Raw genomic sequence first — 18,473 nt, 5'->3', positions numbered from 1 at the left:
CGGAAACGGTGTCCCCCTCCGTATGAGGTCTCCGATGCTCTCCACGAGGACACAGTGATGTACAAGATCTTGTTCCGTCTGGTCTTCTCCCCGATGGATCCGGAGAAGGCCCACCACCTGGCCTTCCGCTGGATCCGGCTCGCCGCCCGGATCCCGGTGCTGCGCACGTTCGCCGCGGCCGTCCTCGCCCCCCGGTACAGGGAACTGCGGACCGAGGCCTTCGGTCTGCGCATGCACGGCCCCTTCGGGCTCGCCGCGGGGTTCGACAAGAACGCGGCCGCCGTCGACGGCATGGCGATGGTGGGCTTCGACCACGTCGAGATCGGCACGGTCACCGGGGAGGCACAGCCCGGCAACCCCAAGAAGCGGCTGTTCCGCCTGGTCGCCGACCGGGCGCTGATCAACCGCATGGGCTTCAACAACGACGGCTCGTTGACCGTCGCCGCCCGCCTGGCCTCCCGCGAGCCCGTCTTCAGGACCGTCGTGGGCGTCAACATCGGGAAGACCAAGGCCGTACCGGAGGCCGAGGCGGTCGCCGACTACGTCAAGTCGGCCGAGCGGCTCGCGCCGTACGCCGACTACCTGGTCGTCAACGTCTCCTCCCCGAACACTCCCGGACTGCGCAACCTCCAGGCCACGGAGGCGCTGCGGCCGCTGCTGAGCGCCGTGCGCGAGGCCGCCGACCGCGCGGTCGCCCACCGGCGTGTGCCGCTGCTGGTGAAGATCGCCCCCGACCTCGCCGACGAGGACGTGGACGCCGTCGCCGACCTGGCCGTCGAGCTGGGGCTGGACGGCGTCATCGCCACGAACACCACCATCGCGCGCGAGGGCCTCGGACTGACCTCAGCGCCCGCCTTGGTCAAGGAGACCGGCGGCCTGTCCGGAGCACCCCTCAAGGCGCGTTCCCTGGAGGTCCTGCGGCGCCTCTACGCGCGCGTGGGCGACCGCATCACCCTCGTGGGCGTCGGCGGCATCGAGACGGCGGAGGACGCCTGGGAGCGCATCCTCGCGGGTGCCACCCTCGTGCAGGGCTACAGCGCCTTCGTCTACGAGGGGCCCTTCTGGTGCCGCGCGATCCACAAGGGGCTCGCCGCCCGCCTGCGCACCAGCCCGTACGCCACCCTCGCCGACGCGGTCGGCGCCGACGTGAGGAGGACGGCATGACCCTGGAGCCCTTCGGAGCCCGCCTGCGCCGCGCCATGGACGAGCGCGGCCCGCTGTGCGTCGGCATCGACCCGCACGCCTCGCTGCTCGCCGAGTGGGGCCTGGACGACACCGTCGCCGGGCTGGAGCGGTTCAGCCGGACGGTCGTCGAGGCCGTGGCCGACCGGGTCGCCGTGCTGAAGCCGCAGAGCGCCTTCTTCGAGCGGTTCGGATCGCGCGGTGTCGCCGTCCTGGAGAGGTCGGTCGAGGAGGCGCGGGCGGCCGGTGCCCTGGTCGTCATGGACGCCAAGCGCGGGGACATCGGCTCGACCATGGCCGCGTACGCCGAGTCGTTCCTGCGCGCGGACTCGCCCCTCTTCTCGGACGCGCTGACCGTCTCGCCGTACCTCGGCTACGGGTCGCTCTCGCCGGCCGTGGCCCTCGCGCGCGAGAGCGGCGCCGGACTGTTCGTCCTGGCGCTCACCTCCAACCCGGAGGGCGGCGAGGTCCAGCACGCGGTGCGCGCGGACGGCCGGACGGTCGGCGCGACGATGCTGGCGCACCTGGCCGCCGAGAACGCCGGGGAGGCGCCGCTGGGCTCCTTCGGCGCGGTCGTCGGTGCCACGCTCGGTGACCTGTCGGCGTACGAGCTCGACATCAACGGTCCGATCCTCGCGCCCGGCGTCGGGGCCCAGGGGGCCACTCCGGCCGATCTGCCGCACGTCTTCGGGTCCGCGACGCGCAACGTCGTGCCGAACGTCAGCCGCGGAGTGCTGCGTCACGGCCCCGACATCGTCGCGCTGCGTGACGCCGCGGAGCGGTTCGGGCAACAGGTAAGGGCCGCCGTCGAGGCCGCCTGACCGACCTCGGCCGTCCGGCCGGGACCCCGCCGGCAGGCCCGTGGACCGACTTGAGGCTGAATACTTTCTCAAATCCGGGGCAATTTGTCCTACATGCCCGTCCTCGCTGAGGCTGACCAGGACTTTTCCGCTGTTCCCGCTGACTCTGGCGGAGTTGGCCGCTAGTCTCCGAGCGGAGGGTGAACGGGCAAGCGTGTTGCTCGTAGCTCCCCAGGTGTGGGGCGACTAGGTTCCTCACCGGTCCGTATCCGACAGTTCGACATCCGAGGTGACGTAGGCGTGGCTCTTCCGCCCCTTACCCCCGAACAGCGCGCAGCCGCGCTCGAAAAGGCCGCCGCGGCTCGCCGGGAGCGGGCCGAGGTCAAGAATCGACTCAAGCACTCCGGCGCCTCCCTTCACGAGGTCATCAAGCAGGGCCAGGAGAACGACGTCGTCGGCAAGATGAAGGTCTCCGCACTGCTGGAGTCCCTGCCTGGCGTGGGCAAGGTCCGCGCCAAGCAGATCATGGAGCGGCTCGGCATCTCCGAAAGCCGTCGTGTGCGCGGTCTCGGCTCCAACCAGATCGCCTCCCTGGAACGGGAGTTCGGCGACACGGCCAAGTGAGTCCGACGTGCTCCGGGCACAGCGTCCCGGGCACGGCGAGACAACTGGAATAATCGCTGCATGGCTGTAACACCCCGGGGGACGACCCCCGAACCCCCGGACGCACGTCCGCGGCTGACCGTGCTCTCCGGCCCCTCCGGGGTCGGCAAGAGCACGGTCGTCGCTCATATGCGCAAAGAACACCCCGAGGTCTGGCTCTCGGTGTCGGCGACGACCCGCAGGCCCCGCCCCGGCGAGAAGCACGGTGTCCACTACTTCTTCGTCACCGACGACGAGATGGACAAGCTGATCGCCAACGGCGAGTTGCTGGAGTGGGCCGAGTTCGCCGGCAACCGCTACGGCACGCCGCGTGCCGCCGTGCTGGAACGCCTGGAGGCGGGTGAGCCCGTCCTCCTGGAGATCGACCTCCAGGGCGCGCGACAGGTCAGCGGGTCCATGCCCGAGGCCCAGCTGGTGTTCCTGGCTCCCCCCTCCTGGGAGGAGCTGGTGCGCAGGCTCACCGGCCGCGGCACCGAGCCGCCCGAGGTCATCGAACGCCGTCTGGACGCGGCCAAGATCGAACTCGCGGCCGAGCCGGAGTTCCACGAGACCCTGGTCAACACCTCCGTCGAGGACGTGGCGCGCGAGCTGCTAGCCTTGATGGATGTCGTGTGATCAGGACCGTGTGATCACACCCCGTCTTTTTCCCCCTATCGGAAGGTAGAGCGTGTCCTCTTCCATCTCCGCTCCCGAGGGCATCATCAACCCGCCGATCGACGAGCTCCTCGAGGCCACCGACTCGAAGTACAGCCTCGTGATCTACGCGGCCAAGCGCGCCCGCCAGATCAACGCGTACTACTCGCAGCTCGGCGAGGGCCTCCTCGAGTACGTCGGTCCGCTCGTCGACACCCACGTCCACGAGAAGCCGCTCTCGATCGCGCTCCGCGAGATCAACGCGGGTCTGCTGACGTCCGAGGCCATTGAGGGCCCGGCTCAGTAGTATTTTCACCTCGCAGTGGGTTTTCCCACAGGCCCGGCAGTCCGACTGCCGGGCCTGTGGTGTGTGATGGACTCGTACGCCCGGAATCGCGGCGTGCGTTTTCCGAGGTCCGGGGAGAGACGGTGGACAAACCCAAGGTCGTGCTCGGGGTCAGCGGTGGCATCGCCGCGTACAAGGCCTGCGAGCTGCTGCGCAGGCTGACCGAGTCGGGGCACGACGTGCGCGTCGTCCCCACCGCCGCCGCCCTGCACTTCGTCGGCGCGGCCACCTGGTCCGCCCTCTCCGGCCACCCGGTCGCCACCGAGGTCTGGGACGACGTCCACGAAGTCCCGCACGTCCGCATCGGCCAGCACGCCGACCTGGTCGTCGTCGCCCCCGCCACCGCCGACATGCTCGCCAAGGCCGCCCACGGACTGGCCGACGACCTGTTGACCAACACCCTGCTCACCGCCCGCTGTCCGGTCGTCCTCGCCCCGGCGATGCACACCGAGATGTGGGAGCACCCGGCCACCCAGGAGAACGTGGCGACGCTGCGCCGCCGCGGTGCCGTCGTCATCGAACCGGCCGTCGGCCGGCTCACCGGCGTCGACACGGGCAAGGGCCGGCTGCCCGACCCGGCCGAGATCTTCGAGGTCTGCCGACGCGTCCTGGCCCGCGGCACACGGGAGCCCGACCTGGCCGGACGGCATGTCGTGGTCAGCGCGGGCGGCACCCGCGAGCCCCTCGACCCCGTGCGTTTCCTCGGCAACCGCTCCTCCGGCAAGCAGGGGTACGCCCTCGCCCGCACCGCCGCCGCCCGAGGCGCCCGGGTGACGCTCGTCGCGGCCAACACCGCGCTGCCCGATCCCGCGGGCGTCGACGTCGTCCCGGTCGGCACCGCCGTACAACTGCGCGAGGCGGTACTGAAGGCGGCGGCCGACGCCGACGCGGTGGTCATGGCCGCCGCGGTCGCCGACTTCCGGCCCGCGAACTATGCCGTCGGCAAGATCAAGAAGAAGGACGGGCAGGAGCCGGACCCCATCGTTCTGCTGCGGAATCCGGACATCCTCGCGGAGATCTCCGCCGAGCGCGCCCGCCCCGGCCAGGTGGTCGTCGGCTTCGCCGCCGAGACCGACGACGTGCTGGCGAACGGCCGGGCGAAACTGCGCCGCAAGGGCTGTGATCTGCTGGTGGTCAACGAGGTGGGGGAGCGCAGGACCTTCGGCGCCGAGGAGAACGAGGCGATCGTCCTGGGCGCCGACGGCAGCGAGACCACCGTCCCTCACGGCCCCAAGGAAGCCCTGGCCGAAATCGTGTGGGACCTGGTGACGCGGCGCCTGACGTGATTGTTTGATGCGCGTCACGGTGTCTCGAACCTTGCCCGTTGGGCGTGGCGCCCCTGGCCACGGCGGTCGGCATTCGGCAGAATGCCTGTGCCGCAGGTCACAGGGCTCCCGAGAGGCGAGACGGGTGGGCCGGTGGTGAAGCGCGACCGATAAACTGTTTGTCGGACGACGCCGGGCGCAGCTCCCGTCGCGTCCGCCCATGATCAGCCAGCAGCCGCTGCAACCCCAGGGAGCGTTGTGTCCCGTCGCCTGTTCACCTCGGAGTCTGTGACCGAGGGTCACCCCGACAAGATCGCTGACCAGATCAGCGACACCATTCTCGACGCGCTCCTGCGCGAGGACCCGACGTCCCGGGTCGCCGTAGAGACCCTGATCACCACCGGCCTGGTGCACGTGGCCGGCGAAGTCACCACCAAGGCGTACGCGCCGATCCCGCAGCTGGTCCGGGACAAGATCCTCGAGATCGGCTACGACTCCTCGAAGAAGGGCTTCGACGGCGCCTCCTGCGGTGTCTCGGTGTCGATCGGCGCGCAGTCCCCGGACATCGCCCAGGGTGTCGACACGGCGTACGAGACGCGGGTCGAGGGCGACGACGACGAGCTGGACCGTCAGGGCGCCGGTGACCAGGGCCTGATGTTCGGCTACGCGTCCGACGAGACCCCGACCCTGATGCCGCTGCCGATCTTCCTGGCCCACCGCCTGTCGAAGCGCCTCTCGGACGTCCGCAAGAACGGGACCATCCCCTACCTGCGCCCCGACGGCAAGACCCAGGTCACCATCGAGTACGACGGCGACAAGGCGGTCCGGCTGGACACGGTCGTGGTCTCCTCGCAGCACGCGTCCGACATCGACCTGGAGTCGCTGCTCGCGCCCGACATCCGCGAGTTCGTCGTGGAGCCCGAACTGAAGGCGCTGCTGGACGAGGGCATCAAGCTCGACACCGAGAACTACCGGCTGCTGGTCAACCCCACCGGCCGTTTCGAGATCGGCGGCCCGATGGGCGACGCCGGACTGACCGGCCGCAAGATCATCATCGACACGTACGGCGGTTTCGCCCGCCACGGCGGCGGTGCCTTCTCGGGCAAGGACCCGTCCAAGGTCGACCGTTCCGCCGCCTACGCGATGCGCTGGGTCGCGAAGAACGTCGTCGCCGCCGGCCTGGCCGCGCGCTGCGAGGTCCAGGTCGCCTACGCGATCGGCAAGGCGGAGCCGGTCGGTCTGTTCGTCGAGACCTTCGGCACGCACAAGATCGACCCGGAGAAGATCGAGAAGGCCATCGACGAGGTCTTCGACCTGCGCCCGGCCGCGATCATCCGCGACCTCGACCTGCTCCGCCCGATCTACGCCCAGACGGCCGCCTACGGCCACTTCGGCCGCGAGCTGCCCGACTTCACGTGGGAGCGCACCGACCGCGTGGACGCGCTGAAGGAGGCGGCGGGCATCTGAGGTCCCGTCCTCGACGTACGCACCCGGCCCGGCTTCCCCAGGGAGGCCGGGCCTCGGCGTTGCGCGGGCCCACGCCGTGGGCGAGCGGCTCAGGGGCGGGGGCGTCGGGCGGGCGCCGATGTCGGTGGCGTTTGGTATGAATGCAAGCGTGAGCAGCGAGAACGGGCAGCAGGGGGGCGGCGGGGACGGAGCGCCGCCGGAGCAGCTCGCGCTTCTCCGGGAGAGCGTGCGGCAGGCGAAGGCGCCGCGCGCGAAGCCGCGGACCTGGCGCGGGGCCGCGCTGGCCGATGAGCTGCCGGTCGCGCGGGTGCTCGTCGACAAGGGCGTCCTGCATCTCGACCGGTACTTCGACTACGCGGTGCCGGCCGAGCTGGACGCGGACGCCCAGCCGGGCGTGCGGGTCCGGGTCCGGTTCGGGGCCGGGCGCGGGCGGGTGCGCGAGGGGCGCCGCGAGGGCGGGGGACTGATCGACGGGTTTCTCGTCGAGCGGCTCGCCGAGTCGGACTACGCCGGGCCGCTGGCCGCCCTCGCCCAGGTCGTGTCGCCCGAGCCGGTACTGAGCCCGGAACTGCTGGGGCTGGCGCGGGCCGTCGCCGACCGGTACGCGGGCAGCCTGGCCGACGTGCTCCAGCTGGCGGTGCCGCCGCGCAGTGCTCGCGCCGAGCAGCGGCCCTCGCCGGCGCCGCTTCCTCCGCCACCGGCACCGCAGCAGGGTTCCTGGGGGCGGTACGAGCACGGGGGCGCGTTCCTCGACGCGCTGGCCCAGGGCGGGTCCCCGCGAGCGGTGTGGAACGCGCTGCCCGGCCCCGAGTGGAGCGAGGAACTGGCGCGGGCCGTCGCCGCGACGCTGGCCTCGGGGCGCGGGGCACTCGTCGTCGTACCGGACGGGCGGGCCGCCGCGCGCGTGGACGGCGCCCTGACGGCTCTGCTGGGGGAGGGGCGGCATGCCCTGCTCACCGCCGACGCCGGACCGGAGAAGCGGTACCGGGAGTGGCTCGCCGTGCGCCGCGGCAGCGTGCGGGCGGTCGTCGGGACGCGGGCGGCGATGTTCGCCCCGGTGCGCGACCTCGGTCTGGTGGCCGTGTGGGACGACGGTGACGACAGCCACAGCGAGCAGCACGCCCCGCAGCCGCACGCGCGCGACGTACTGCTGCTGCGGGCGGCGCAGGACAGGTGCGGCTTTCTGATGGGCGGCTGGAGCTGCACCGTCGAGGGGGCGCAACTGGTCGAGAGCGGGTGGGCACGGCCCCTGGTGGCGGGCCGGGAGCAGGTGCGCCGATCCGTGCCCCTGGTGCGGACCGTGGGGGACCAGGATCTCGCGCGGGACGAGGCGGCGCGGGCCGCCCGGCTGCCCAGCCTCGCCTGGCAGGCCGTCCGGGAAGGACTGCGGCACGGGCCCGTGCTCGTGCAGGTGCCGCGGCGCGGCTACGTGCCGCGCCTGGCGTGCGCCAACTGCCGGGCACCCGCCCGGTGCCGGCACTGTTCCGGACCCCTGGAGGCGCGGGACGGCGGGGCGCTGTGGTGCGGCTGGTGCGGGCGCGAGGAGAGCGCCTGGCACTGCCCGGAGTGCGGGGGGTTCCGGATGCGCGCGCAGGTCGTCGGGGCCCGGCGCACCGCCGAGGAACTGGGGCGGGCGTTCCCCGCCGTTCCGGTGCGCACCTCCGGGCGGGAGCAGGTGCTGGACACCGTGCCGGGCACGCCCGCGCTCGTCGTGAGCACGCCCGGCGCAGAGCCCGTCGCCGAGGGCGGGTACGCGGCCGCCCTGTTGCTGGACGGCTGGGCCATGGTCGGGCGGCCCGACCTGCGGGCCGGGGAGGACGCGCTGCGGCGCTGGATCGCGGCCGCCTCACTGGTACGGCCGCAGGGAGAGGGGGGAACAGTGGTCGTGGTCGCCGAGCCGACCCTGCGGCCCGTGCAGGCGCTGGTGCGGTGGGACCCTGTCGGGCACGCCCTGCGCGAACTCTCGGAGCGGGCCGAGCTGGGCTTTCCGCCGGTGTCGCGGATGGCGGCCGTGGCCGGGACGGGGGAGGCGGTGGCCGCCTTCCTCGGCTCCGTCACGCTGCCCGGGGAGGCCGAGCTGCTGGGGCCCGTCCCCCTGCCGGTCACCCCCGCGGGACGGAACCGGCGGCCGGGGGCACCGCCTCCCGGCGAGCGGTGGGAGCGGGCGTTGATCCGGGTGCCGCCGGGCAAGGGCGCCGCCCTGGCCGCCGCGCTCAAGGCGGCGCAGGCCGCGCGGATGGCGGCGCGCGGCGGTACGGCCTCGCGTGGCGAAGGGACGTCGGGGACGGTGTGGGTGCGGGTCGATCCGCCGGACATCGGGTGAGGGTCCGGACATCGAGGGTCCGGACATCGGGTGGGGGGCCGGTACCCGGGTGAGGGCGGGGATCTCGGGTGGCAGTCCCGGAGACCGGGTGACGGTCCCGGGCGGTGCGCACGGTGCCCGGCCGCCGACATGCGTCCGCCCTCTCGGGCGGGTGCCGAGAGGGCAGCGGGCGGAGCGACGTCAGCAGTTCCGCGGACCGGGGAATGCGGTCGGCCTTGCCTCCTCGCGCAGGGACGAGCTGCTCGCCGTCGGCTGGGTCGGCATCGAGCGGGCCGCGGGGACCGTCGGCACCACGGAGATGCCGGTCCCGACCTCGACCGTGCGGGGGACCGGTGTCTCCTCCGCCGCCCGGTCGGTGTCCGTTGCCGTCTGGGCGGCGGCACGGCGGGCGCCGTAGCGGCGGTGGACCGCCTGCTTGGTGACGCCGAGCGCGGAGCCCACCGCGTCCCACGAGAAGCCGAGCGAGCGGTCGAAGTCCACCGCCGCGGTGACCAGCGTCTCGACGCTGTCCCGCAGTTCCTGGGCGAGGCGGACCGTCGGGGCGGGGGCCCGCCCGTAGACGACGAAGCCCGCGGACGGGCCGGAGCGGCGCGGGCGGTAGACGTTGCCCAGCTGTGCGGTCAGGGTGCGCAGCGCGTCCACCTGCCGGCGGACCCGCTCGATGTCCCGCACCAGCAATTGCAGGCTGGCCCGGGCCTGGGCGTCGTGGGTTGCGTGGTCGGCCATGAACAAGCCTCTCGAACCGGCGTTGAAGACAAAGGGGTGGGCCGCGACGGGGGCGCGGTCCGGTGTGGTCAACTCTGTCTTGACCAACGCGGGTGTGCTCCGCTGGTCACGGTGTGGGGGCGTATGGGCATATGCGTACGCCCCCGGCGGAGGGTGGGGCTCGGCTTTCGGCCCGCGCCCGATCCGTCTCCCACCCGCCCACCGTCCGTGCCGCCCGGCCCAGGCCGTGGAACCTCGCCCGTCGCGGTGCAGCGCCGTCAGCGGCTCCGTCATCGGGGGCAATAAACTGGTGCGTCGACCGTCGCCCGTTTCCTCCGAGAGGCCCGTGCCCACTCATGAAGCTTGTCTTCGCCGGTACCCCCGAGGTCGCCGTTCCCGCTCTGGACGCTTTGCTCGCCTCCGGTCGACACGAGGTGGCCGCCGTCGTCACGCGGCCCGACGCGCAGGCGGGGCGGGGCCGCAGGCTGGTCGCCTCCCCGGTGGCCCAGCGGGCCGAGGAGGCCGGGATCGAGGTGCTGAAGCCCCCCCGGCCGCGGGACCCGGAGTTCCTGGCCCGGCTCGAGGAGATCGCACCGGACTGCTGTCCCGTCGTCGCCTACGGTGCCCTGCTGCCCAGGGCGGCCCTGGACATCCCGGCCCGCGGTTGGGTCAACCTGCACTTCTCGCTGTTGCCCGCCTGGCGGGGGGCCGCGCCCGTGCAGCACGCCGTCATGGCGGGTGACGAGATCACCGGTGCCTCGACCTTCCTCATCGAGGAGGGGCTCGACTCCGGCCCCGTCTACGGCACGGTCACGGAGGAGATCCGGCCCACCGACACCAGCGGTGACCTGCTGACCCGGCTGGCGTTCGCCGGCGCCGGGCTGCTCGCCGCCACCATGGACGGGATCGAGGACGGCACGCTGAAGGCCGTGCCCCAGCCCCAGGACGGCATCACCCTCGCGCCGAAGATCACCGTCGAGGACGCACAGATCGACTGGACCGCTCCGGCACTGCGCGTCGACCGGGTCGTGCGCGGGTGCACTCCGGCACCCGGTGCCTGGACGACGTTCCGCGGAGAGCGGCTCAAGCTCATCCAGGTGCGGACCGCGCCGGGGCGCGACGACCTCGCGCCGGGCGGACTGGCCGTCGGGAAGAACAGCGTGCACGTCGGCACCGGATCGCACGCCGTCGAGCTGCTGTGGGTGCAGGCGCAGGGCAAGAAGCCGATGCGGGCGGCCGACTGGGCCCGCGGGGTGCGCATCGCCGACGGCGAGCGGGTGGGGACGTCCGTCGGCGAGCAGGCCGGCGAGCGGCCGGGGGAGCAGTAGCGGTAGTAGCGGGGGGCCAGGGGACAAGGCTCCCGCACCGTGCCCCGGCCACCCGTCGTAGGCTGGGCGTACCTTCACCCAGCAATCCGGAGCACCTTTTTCGTGAGCGAGCAGCCCAGCCGTCCCCGTACCACCGGCAAGCCCCACCGTCGGCCCAAGAAGGACCCCGTCCGCTTCCTCGCCTTCGAGGTGCTGCGGGCCGTGGACGAGCGGGACGCCTACGCCAACCTCGTGCTGCCGCCGCTGCTGCGCAAGGCACGGGCTAGCGGCGACTTCGACGCGCGGGACGCCGCCCTCGCCACCGAGCTGGTGTACGGGACGCTGCGGCGGCAGGGGACGTACGACGCGATCGTCGCCGCGTGTGTCGACCGGCCGCTGCGGGAGGTCGATCCGCCCGTGCTCGACGTGCTCAGCCTGGGTGTGCACCAGCTGCTCGGGACCCGGATCCCGACGCACGCCGCCGTGTCCGCCTCCGTCGAGCTGGCGCGGGTGGTGCTCGGGGACGGGCGGGCCAAGTTCGTCAACGCCGTGCTGCGCAAGGTCGCCCAGCACGACTTCGACACCTGGATCGAGAAGATCGCGCCGCCCTACGACGACGACCCCGAGGACCATCTCGCCGTCGTCCACGCGCACCCGCGCTGGATCGTCTCCGCGCTGTGGGACTCCCTCGGCGGCGGCCGGGCCGGCATCGAGGAGCTGCTGGAGGCGGACAACGAGCGGCCCGAGGTGACCCTGGTCGCCCGGCCCGGGCGGGCCACGACGGACGAGCTGCTGGAGGAGGAGGCCGCCGTCGCCGGACGCTGGTCGCCGTACGCCGTGCGGCTCACCGAGGGCGGCGAACCCGGCGCGATCGACGCCGTACGCTCCGGGCGCGCGGGCGTGCAGGACGAGGGCAGCCAGCTGGTGGCGCTCGCGCTCGCCAACGCGCCCCTGGAGGGATCCGACACGCACTGGCTCGACGGATGCGCCGGACCCGGCGGAAAGGCCGCGCTGCTGGCGGCGCTCGCCGCCGAGCGGGGTGCCGTGCTGCTGGCCTCGGAGAAGCAGCCGCACCGGGCCCGGCTCGTGGCCAAGGCCCTCGCCGGGAACCCGGGGCCGTATCAGGTCGTCGCCGCCGACGGGACGCGGCCGCCGTGGCGGCCCGGCTCCTTCGACCGGGTGCTGATGGACGTGCCCTGCACCGGGCTCGGCGCCCTGCGCCGCCGGCCCGAGGCGCGCTGGCGGCGCAAGACGGAGGACCTGGACGGCTTCGCGCCCTTGCAGCGCGGCCTGCTGCGGACCGCCCTGGAGTCCGTACGGATCGGGGGAGTCGTCGGGTACGCCACCTGCTCGCCGCACCTCGCGGAGACCCGCGCCGTCGTCGCCGACCTGCTCAAGCAGTTCCCGGAGGCCGAACTCGTCGACGCCCGGCCCCTGCTGCCGGGCGTGCCCGACCTCGGCGAGGGCCCCGACATCCAGCTGTGGCCGCATGTGCACGGGACCGACGCGATGTACCTGGCGATCATCCGGCGCACCGGCTGACCGCGGGTCCGCGGTCAGCCGCTCCGGCCTCCGTGGAGCCGGGCCCGCGGCCCGCGCCGTGCAGACGCCCACATCCGTTCGGGACCGATGCCGCTAACCCCCGCACGGCATGGCAGGCTTGGGGCATGGCCGCGCAGATCAACCCCAGCATCCTGTCCGCCGACTTCGCCCGCCTCGCGGACGAGGCCCAGGCGGTCGCCGGAGCCGACTGGCTCCATGTCGACGTCATGGACAACCACTTCGTCCCGAACCTCACGCTCGGCGTGCCGATCGTGGAGTCGCTGGCCCGCGCGACGGACACCCCGCTGGACTGCCATCTGATGATCGAGGCGCCCGATCGCTGGGCCCCGCAGTACGTCGAGGCGGGTGCCTCGTCCGTCACCTTCCACGTCGAGGCGGCCGCCGCGCCCGTGCGGCTGGCCCGGGAGATCCGCGCCAAGGGTGCCCGCGCCTCCATGGCGTTGAAGCCGGCGACGCCGATCGAGCCGTACGAGGACCTGCTGCCCGAACTGGACATGCTGCTGATCATGACCGTCGAGCCGGGCTTCGGCGGCCAGGCCTTTCTCGACATCATGCTTCCGAAGATCCGCCGCACCCGGGAGCTGATCGGCAAGCACGGACTGGAGCTGTGGCTCCAGGTCGACGGCGGTGTCTCGACGTCGACGATCGAGCGCTGCGCGGAGGCGGGGGCGGACGTCTTCGTGGCCGGTTCGGCGGTGTACGGCGCCGAGGACCCGGCCGAGGCGGTCCGCGCGCTGCGAGCGCAGGCGGACGCGGCGACCGCCAAGGCCTCCTGGGCGTGCGACCACTGAGCCACAGCTACGTGAACGGCTTTCATCGGGACTGATCGAATGCGCCGCATCTGCAAGGATGAACGGCGAATCCAGAGTGTGAACAGCAGTGAGGAGATCGCCGTGTCGGGTATGTCGGCGGGCCGGTCAGCCATGCGGATGGGACCCGCTGAGCTGGTGCAGGCGGCGGCCATGGCCCGCCGCTTCTACCTCGAGGGCAAATCCAAGATCCAGATCGCCGAGGAGTTCGGCGTCAGCCGCTTCAAGGTGGCCCGGGTCCTGGAAACCGCTCTCGAACGGGATCTCGTACGGATCGAGATCCGGGTGCCGGCCGAACTGGACGCCGAGCGCTCCGACGCGCTCCGCGCCAGGTACGGCCTCAGGCACGCCGTGGTGGTCGAGTCCCCGGCCGACGCCGAGGAGTCGCCCGACCCCGAGAACCTGGGGGAGGTGGCCGCCGACCTGCTCGGCGAGCTGCTCAACGAGGGGGACGTCCTGGGCCTGGCCTGGGGCCGGTCCACCATCCACATGGCGGCGGAGCTGGACCGGCTGCCGCCCTGCACGGTGGTGCAGCTGACGGGCGTGTACGACGCCGGGACCGCCGAGCGCGGCTCGGTCGAGGCCGTCCGCCGTGCCGCCCAGGTGTCCGGAGGTGACGCGCATCCCATCTACGCGCCGATGCTGCTGCCGGACGCGGCCACCGCGATCGCGCTGCGCCACCAGACCGGGATCGCCCGGGCCTTCGAGTACTTCGACAAGGTCACGGTCGCCTGTGTCTCCATCGGCTCCTGGGAGCCGGGCATCTCCACGGTGCACGACATGCTCAGCGACGAGGAGCGGGCGCACTACGCCTCGCTCGGGGTCGCCGCCGAGATGTCCGCGCACCTCTTCGACTCCGAGGGGCGCCGGGTCGGCCGGGACCTCGGCGAGCGGTGCATCACCGTCAAGGCGGACCAGCTCCGCCGGATCCCCGAGGTCGTCGCGATCGCGGGCGGACAGCGCAAGGCGGCCGCGATCGACGCGGTGCTGCGCTCGGGACTCGTCACCAGCCTGGTGACGGACACCTCGGCCGCGGACTACCTGATGACAGCGGGCCCCACACCCAGGCCCGCACTGAACCGGGCGGACCCCGACGGGGTCTGACGGCCCTGACACAGCAGGTCACGGGGGACGCACCGCGACAGCATCGACGCATGCTGCCGCGGTGCGTCCCCCGTGTGTCGCCCGCCCCTCGCCCCGCCTCTGCCGCCGCCGGTTTCCCGCCCTGCTGACACTGTTCGCCGGGCTGCCCGCTCGCGCTGCTGCCGGGCGGCGCTCCTACGGAGCCCTGCGGACCGTCCCGCTGCTGTTCGTCGTGAGGGAGTGGGGGTGGCGGCCCGTGCGGGCGGGGGGACGCACGGGACCGGGCGGTCGCCGAGGTCGTGCTCGCGCAGGCCGCCGCCCGGCCGCCGGGCGCTCGCCCGAGGGGCGTGTCGGGGGCTCGGGGGCCAGACCCGTGGACATCCCTCGGACGTTCCTCCGAACACCCTCCTGACCAGCCTGGACGATCCTCCTGGGCCGGGCGCCACGGCTGTCATGGGAGAATGAAGTACGTGCTCTTCCCCCTGGCCGGCCGGTCAGGGGGTCACCTCTGATCGACTGGGATGTGCGGCACGTGCGTTTCCTCAACGACATCCAGCCCGCGTACGACCTCACGTACGACGACGTCTTCATGGTCCCGAGCCGCAGTGCGGTCGGATCGCGTCTGGGCGTGGACCTCAACTCCCCGGACGGCACGGGCACCACGATCCCGCTGGTCGTCGCCAACATGACCGCCGTCGCCGGGCGCCGGATGGCCGAGACCGTGGCGCGGCGCGGCGGCCTCGTGGTGATCCCCCAGGACATCCCGATCGACGTCGTCACCGAGGTCATCTCCTGGGTCAAGAGCCGCCACCTCGTGCTGGACACCCCGATCATGCTCGCCCCGCACCAGACCGTCGCCGACGCGCTGGCCCTGCTGTCGAAGCGCGCGCACAACGCCGGCGTCGTCGTGGACGGGGACATCCGCCCCGTCGGTGTCGTCACCGACGCGGACCTCAACGGTGTCGACCGCTTCACGCAGCTCACCGAGGTCATGTCCAAGGACCTGCTGCTGCTGGACGCGGACATCGACCCCCGTGAGGCCTTCAACACACTCGACGCGGCCAACCGCCGCTACGCCCCCGCGGTCGACGCGGACGGTCGGCTCGCCGGCATCCTGACCCGCAAGGGCGCTCTGCGCGCCACCCTGTACCGCCCCGCCACCGACGCCCGGGGCAGGCTGCGGATCGCCGCCGCCGTCGGCGTCAACGGTGACTTCGCGGAGAAGGCCAAGCTTCTGCTCGACGCGGGCGTCGACACCCTCGTCATCGACACCGCCCACGGCCACCAGGAGTCGATGCTCAAGGCGATCAGGCTCGTGCGCGACCTCGATCCGCAGGTCCCCATCGTCGCCGGCAACATCGTCTCCGCCGAGGGCGTCAAGGATCTGATCGAGGCGGGCGCAGACATCATCAAGGTCGGCGTCGGCCCCGGCGCCATGTGCACCACCCGGATGATGACCGGCGTGGGGCGGCCGCAGTTCTCCGCCGTCCTCGAGTGTGCGGCGGAGGCGAAGAAGTACGGCAAGCACGTGTGGGCCGACGGCGGCGTCCGCCACCCGCGCGACGTGGCGATGGCCCTCGCGGCCGGCGCCTCCAACGTGATGATCGGCTCCTGGTTCGCGGGCACCTACGAGTCCCCGGGCGACCTCCAGCAGGACGCCGGCGGACGGCTCTACAAGGAGTCGTTCGGCATGGCGTCCGCGCGCGCCGTGCGCAACCGCACCTCCGAGGAGTCGGCGTACGACCGCGCCCGCAAGGCGCTGTTCGAGGAGGGCATCTCCACCTCCCGGATGTTCCTCGACCCGGCCCGTCCGGGCGTCGAGGACCTCATCGACTCGGTCATCGCGGGCGTCCGCTCCTCCTGCACCTACGCCGGTGCCGCCTCCCTGGAGGAGTTCGCCGAGAAGGCCATCGTGGGCATCCAGAGCGCGGCCGGCTATGCGGAGGGCCAGCCCCTGCACGCCAGCTGGAGCTGAGCGCTTCCGGCAGTGCCGTACGGCGCCGCGGGCCCGGGTGTGGCCGGGCCCGCGGTCCCTTCCGGCACCGTCGACGGGCACCGCCGTCATGGCGCAACGAATGGGCACCCCGGTGCGATAGACGCAACGATCCTGCGGGCACACGCAAGGTTGCTGCATTACACCGGCAACGTTCCGCCTCGTAAGGTCGTGCGCTGTACAAGGTGTGGCGGGGACCCCGCTCGGTGGGTTCCTGTTCGCGCGGGGGTACCACCGGTCCCCGTCGCTCCGATCGGCAGCGACAAAGGAGTCAGCGCGTGCTCGACCAAGGCGCACCCCCGCAACAGCGCAGTCGGACCGTCCCCGCTTCCCCCGGGCTCGGCGCGCGGCTCATGCGGCGCAAGTCCGTGGAATGCCTGGTCGACGAGGGTGGCCAGGGTGAGGGAGGATCCCTGCGCCGCTCCCTCGGCCTGTGGCAGCTCACCATGATCAGCATCGGCGCGACGCTCGGCACGGGCATCTTCGTCGTCCTCGGCGAGGCGGTCCCCAAGGCCGGACCCGCCGTCACGCTGTCCTTCGTGATCGCCGGACTCACGGCGCTGTTCTCGGCCCTGTCCTACGCCGAACTGGCGGGCACCATCCCCGTCGCCGGCTCCTCCTACTCGTATGCGTACGCAACGATGGGCGAGCTGATCGCGTGGGTCTGCGGCTGGTGCCTCGTCCTGGAGTACGGCGTGTCGGTCGCCGCCGTGGCCGTCGGCTGGGGCGAGTACCTCAACGAACTGCTCGACGGCACGATCGGCGTCACCATTCCGGACGCGCTGTCCGCACCGCCCGGCGACGGCGGTGTCTTCAACCTGCCCGCCCTGATCGTCGTCCTGCTGGCGATGGCGTTCCTGCTGGGCGGCGCCCGCGAGTCCGCCCGCGCCAACACCGTCATGGTCGTCGTGAAGATCGCCGCGCTGGTGCTGTTCTGCGCCATCGGTGTCCAGGGCTTCCGCTCCGGCAACTACGACGACTTCATGCCGCTCGGCATGGCCGGCGTCAGCGCCGCCGGGGCCACCCTCTTCTTCTCGTACATCGGCTTCGACGCCGCCTCGACCGCGGGTGAGGAGGCGACGAACGCGCAGCGCGACCTGCCCCGCGCGATCATGCTGTCCCTCGTCATCGTGACCGCGCTGTACGTCCTCGTGGCCGCCGTCGCCGTGGGCGCCAAGCCCTGGCGGGGCTTCACCGACTCGGAGGCCGCCCTCGCCCAGATCATGCGCGACGTCACCGGCCAGGCCTTCTGGGGCACCCTGCTGGCCTTCTGCGCGGTCATCGCCATCGCGAGCGTCGTCCTGACCGTTCTGTACGGCCAGACCCGCATCCTCTTCGCCATGTCCCGGGACGGGCTCGTGCCCAAGGTGTTCTCCCGCGTCCACCCGAAGACCGGCGCCCCCCGCGCCAACACGCTGATCGTGTCCCTGTTCTGCGGTGTCCTGGCCGCGGCCGTCCCGCTCGGCCAGCTGGCCGACGCCACCAGCATCGGCACCCTCTTCGCCTTCGCGCTGGTCAACGTGGCCGTCGTGGTGCTGCGCCGGACCCGCCCGGAGATGCCCCGCACCTTCCGCGTCCCGCTGTCGCCGGTACTGCCCGCGCTGGGCTTCGCCTTCTGCGTCTGGATGATGGGCAGCCTCGCCACCGTCACCTGGGTGGTCTTCGGTGTCTGGATGGCGGTCGGGCTCGTGTTCTACTTCCTGTACGGCTACCGCCGCTCCCGCCTCGCGTCATCCGAAGTGAAGTGAACGACCCGCAGTGCTGAACGATCTCGACGAACGCATCGTGCACGCCCTCGCCGAGGACGCCCGCCGCTCCTACGCGGACATCGGGCAGCTCGTCGGCCTCTCCGCGCCCGCCGTGAAGCGGCGCGTGGACCGGCTGCGCGCCACCGGGGCCATCACCGGCTTCACCGTGCGCGTCGACCCGGCGGCCCTGGGCTGGGAGACCGAGGGGTACGTCGAGATCCACTGCCGGCGCAACACCTCGCCGGAGACCATCCAGCGGGGCCTGGAGCGCTACCAGGAAGTCGTGTCCGCCTCCACCGTCACCGGGGAGGCGGACGCGATCGCCCAGGTCTTCGCCGCCGACATGCGCCACTTCGAGCGCGTCCTGGAGCGGATCGCGGGCGAGCCGTTCGTGGAGCGCACGAAGTCCGTGCTGGTGCTGTCCCCGCTGCTGCGCCGCTTCTCGTCCGGTTCGCCGACCTGAGCGCCACCGGCTCCGCGAAGCGCTGGTGAGCGGGCCGGGACCGGGTCTACCCTCGGTGCCATGACCTGGCGACATTGATCCACCAGCCGTGCCTCCCGAGGGCCGCCTCGGACGCCGTACCCC

16 protein-coding genes are annotated in these 18,473 nt (G+C 72.5%); 15 read left to right on the top strand and 1 reads right to left on the bottom strand.

The genetic code is table 11. The features are described 5' to 3' along the window. The first annotated feature begins 57 nt into the window (after window positions 1-57). From ACZ5Y0_RS29940 to ACZ5Y0_RS29905, 8 genes are all read left to right on the top strand, one after another. Window positions 58-1,164 (top strand): quinone-dependent dihydroorotate dehydrogenase, encoded by a 1,107-nt coding sequence (locus tag ACZ5Y0_RS29940; protein WP_469131808.1) that lies wholly within the window; start codon window positions 58-60, stop codon window positions 1,162-1,164. Then, window positions 1,161-2,003, top strand: coding sequence for an orotidine-5'-phosphate decarboxylase (gene pyrF / locus ACZ5Y0_RS29935; RefSeq protein ID WP_469131807.1), 843 nt, complete (start codon window positions 1,161-1,163; stop codon window positions 2,001-2,003). The genes ACZ5Y0_RS29940 and pyrF overlap by 4 nt, the downstream gene beginning before the upstream one ends. Window positions 2,004-2,282: 279 nt before the next feature. Further along, window positions 2,283-2,606 (top strand): integration host factor, encoded by a 324-nt coding sequence (locus ACZ5Y0_RS29930; RefSeq protein WP_073493500.1) that lies wholly within the window; start codon window positions 2,283-2,285, stop codon window positions 2,604-2,606. A gap of 60 nt (window positions 2,607-2,666) precedes the next feature. Further along, complete coding sequence (gene gmk / locus ACZ5Y0_RS29925; protein ID WP_469131806.1) at window positions 2,667-3,260, top strand: guanylate kinase; 594 nt, start codon at window positions 2,667-2,669, stop codon at window positions 3,258-3,260. A 52-nt stretch (window positions 3,261-3,312) separates the two neighbouring features. Then, the gene (gene rpoZ, locus ACZ5Y0_RS29920; RefSeq protein WP_003977348.1) at window positions 3,313-3,585 is read left to right on the top strand and encodes a DNA-directed RNA polymerase subunit omega; all 273 of its coding nucleotides are present in this window, start codon (window positions 3,313-3,315) and stop codon (window positions 3,583-3,585) included. A 122-nt stretch (window positions 3,586-3,707) separates the two neighbouring features. Continuing rightward, entirely contained in the window at window positions 3,708-4,910 is a 1,203-nt protein-coding gene (coaBC, locus tag ACZ5Y0_RS29915; protein WP_469131805.1) for a bifunctional phosphopantothenoylcysteine decarboxylase/phosphopantothenate--cysteine ligase CoaBC, read from the top strand. 237 nt (window positions 4,911-5,147) lie between these two features. After that, on the top strand, window positions 5,148-6,356 hold the full coding sequence (metK, locus tag ACZ5Y0_RS29910) for a methionine adenosyltransferase (protein WP_469131804.1): 1,209 nt from the start codon (window positions 5,148-5,150) through the stop codon (window positions 6,354-6,356). Window positions 6,357-6,504: 148 nt separating this feature from the next. Continuing rightward, a complete protein-coding gene (locus ACZ5Y0_RS29905; RefSeq protein ID WP_469131803.1) occupies window positions 6,505-8,679 on the top strand; it encodes a primosomal protein N' in 2,175 nt (724 codons plus the stop codon). 180 nt (window positions 8,680-8,859) lie between these two features. On the opposite strand, the gene ACZ5Y0_RS29900 is transcribed toward ACZ5Y0_RS29905, so the two are convergent. Next, complete coding sequence (locus tag ACZ5Y0_RS29900; RefSeq protein ID WP_469131802.1) at window positions 8,860-9,405, bottom strand: hypothetical protein; 546 nt, start codon at window positions 9,403-9,405, stop codon at window positions 8,860-8,862. A gap of 335 nt (window positions 9,406-9,740) precedes the next feature. Here ACZ5Y0_RS29900 and fmt point away from each other — a divergent pair, with 335 nt between their 5' ends. The 7 genes from fmt to ACZ5Y0_RS29865 all read left to right on the top strand — a co-directional run bounded on the left by fmt (window position 9,741) and on the right by ACZ5Y0_RS29865 (window position 18,350). Then, window positions 9,741-10,712, top strand: a complete 972-nt coding sequence (gene fmt / locus ACZ5Y0_RS29895; RefSeq protein ID WP_469131801.1) for a methionyl-tRNA formyltransferase — start codon at window positions 9,741-9,743, stop codon at window positions 10,710-10,712. A gap of 102 nt (window positions 10,713-10,814) precedes the next feature. After that, entirely contained in the window at window positions 10,815-12,233 is a 1,419-nt protein-coding gene (locus tag ACZ5Y0_RS29890) for an RsmB/NOP family class I SAM-dependent RNA methyltransferase (protein ID WP_469131800.1), read from the top strand. Window positions 12,234-12,358: 125 nt separating this feature from the next. After that, window positions 12,359-13,045, top strand: a complete 687-nt coding sequence (rpe, locus tag ACZ5Y0_RS29885) for a ribulose-phosphate 3-epimerase (protein WP_469131799.1) — start codon at window positions 12,359-12,361, stop codon at window positions 13,043-13,045. A 78-nt stretch (window positions 13,046-13,123) separates the two neighbouring features. Next, complete coding sequence (locus ACZ5Y0_RS29880; protein WP_469131798.1) at window positions 13,124-14,167, top strand: sugar-binding transcriptional regulator; 1,044 nt, start codon at window positions 13,124-13,126, stop codon at window positions 14,165-14,167. A 511-nt stretch (window positions 14,168-14,678) separates the two neighbouring features. Further along, on the top strand, window positions 14,679-16,121 hold the full coding sequence (locus ACZ5Y0_RS29875) for a GuaB1 family IMP dehydrogenase-related protein (RefSeq protein ID WP_469131797.1): 1,443 nt from the start codon (window positions 14,679-14,681) through the stop codon (window positions 16,119-16,121). A 296-nt stretch (window positions 16,122-16,417) separates the two neighbouring features. Beyond that, window positions 16,418-17,887: an amino acid permease gene (locus tag ACZ5Y0_RS29870; protein WP_469131796.1), complete on the top strand. Its 1,470-nt coding sequence runs from the start codon at window positions 16,418-16,420 to the stop codon at window positions 17,885-17,887. Window positions 17,888-17,897: 10 nt separating this feature from the next. After that, entirely contained in the window at window positions 17,898-18,350 is a 453-nt protein-coding gene (locus tag ACZ5Y0_RS29865; RefSeq protein WP_469131795.1) for an Lrp/AsnC family transcriptional regulator, read from the top strand. Window positions 18,351-18,473: the final 123 nt, after the last annotated feature.

This window comes from Streptomyces sp. NPDC033216, from assembly GCF_055577115.1.
Note: the sequence above shows the minus strand (reverse complement) of the source record. Positions and strands in the feature narration are given on the sequence as shown.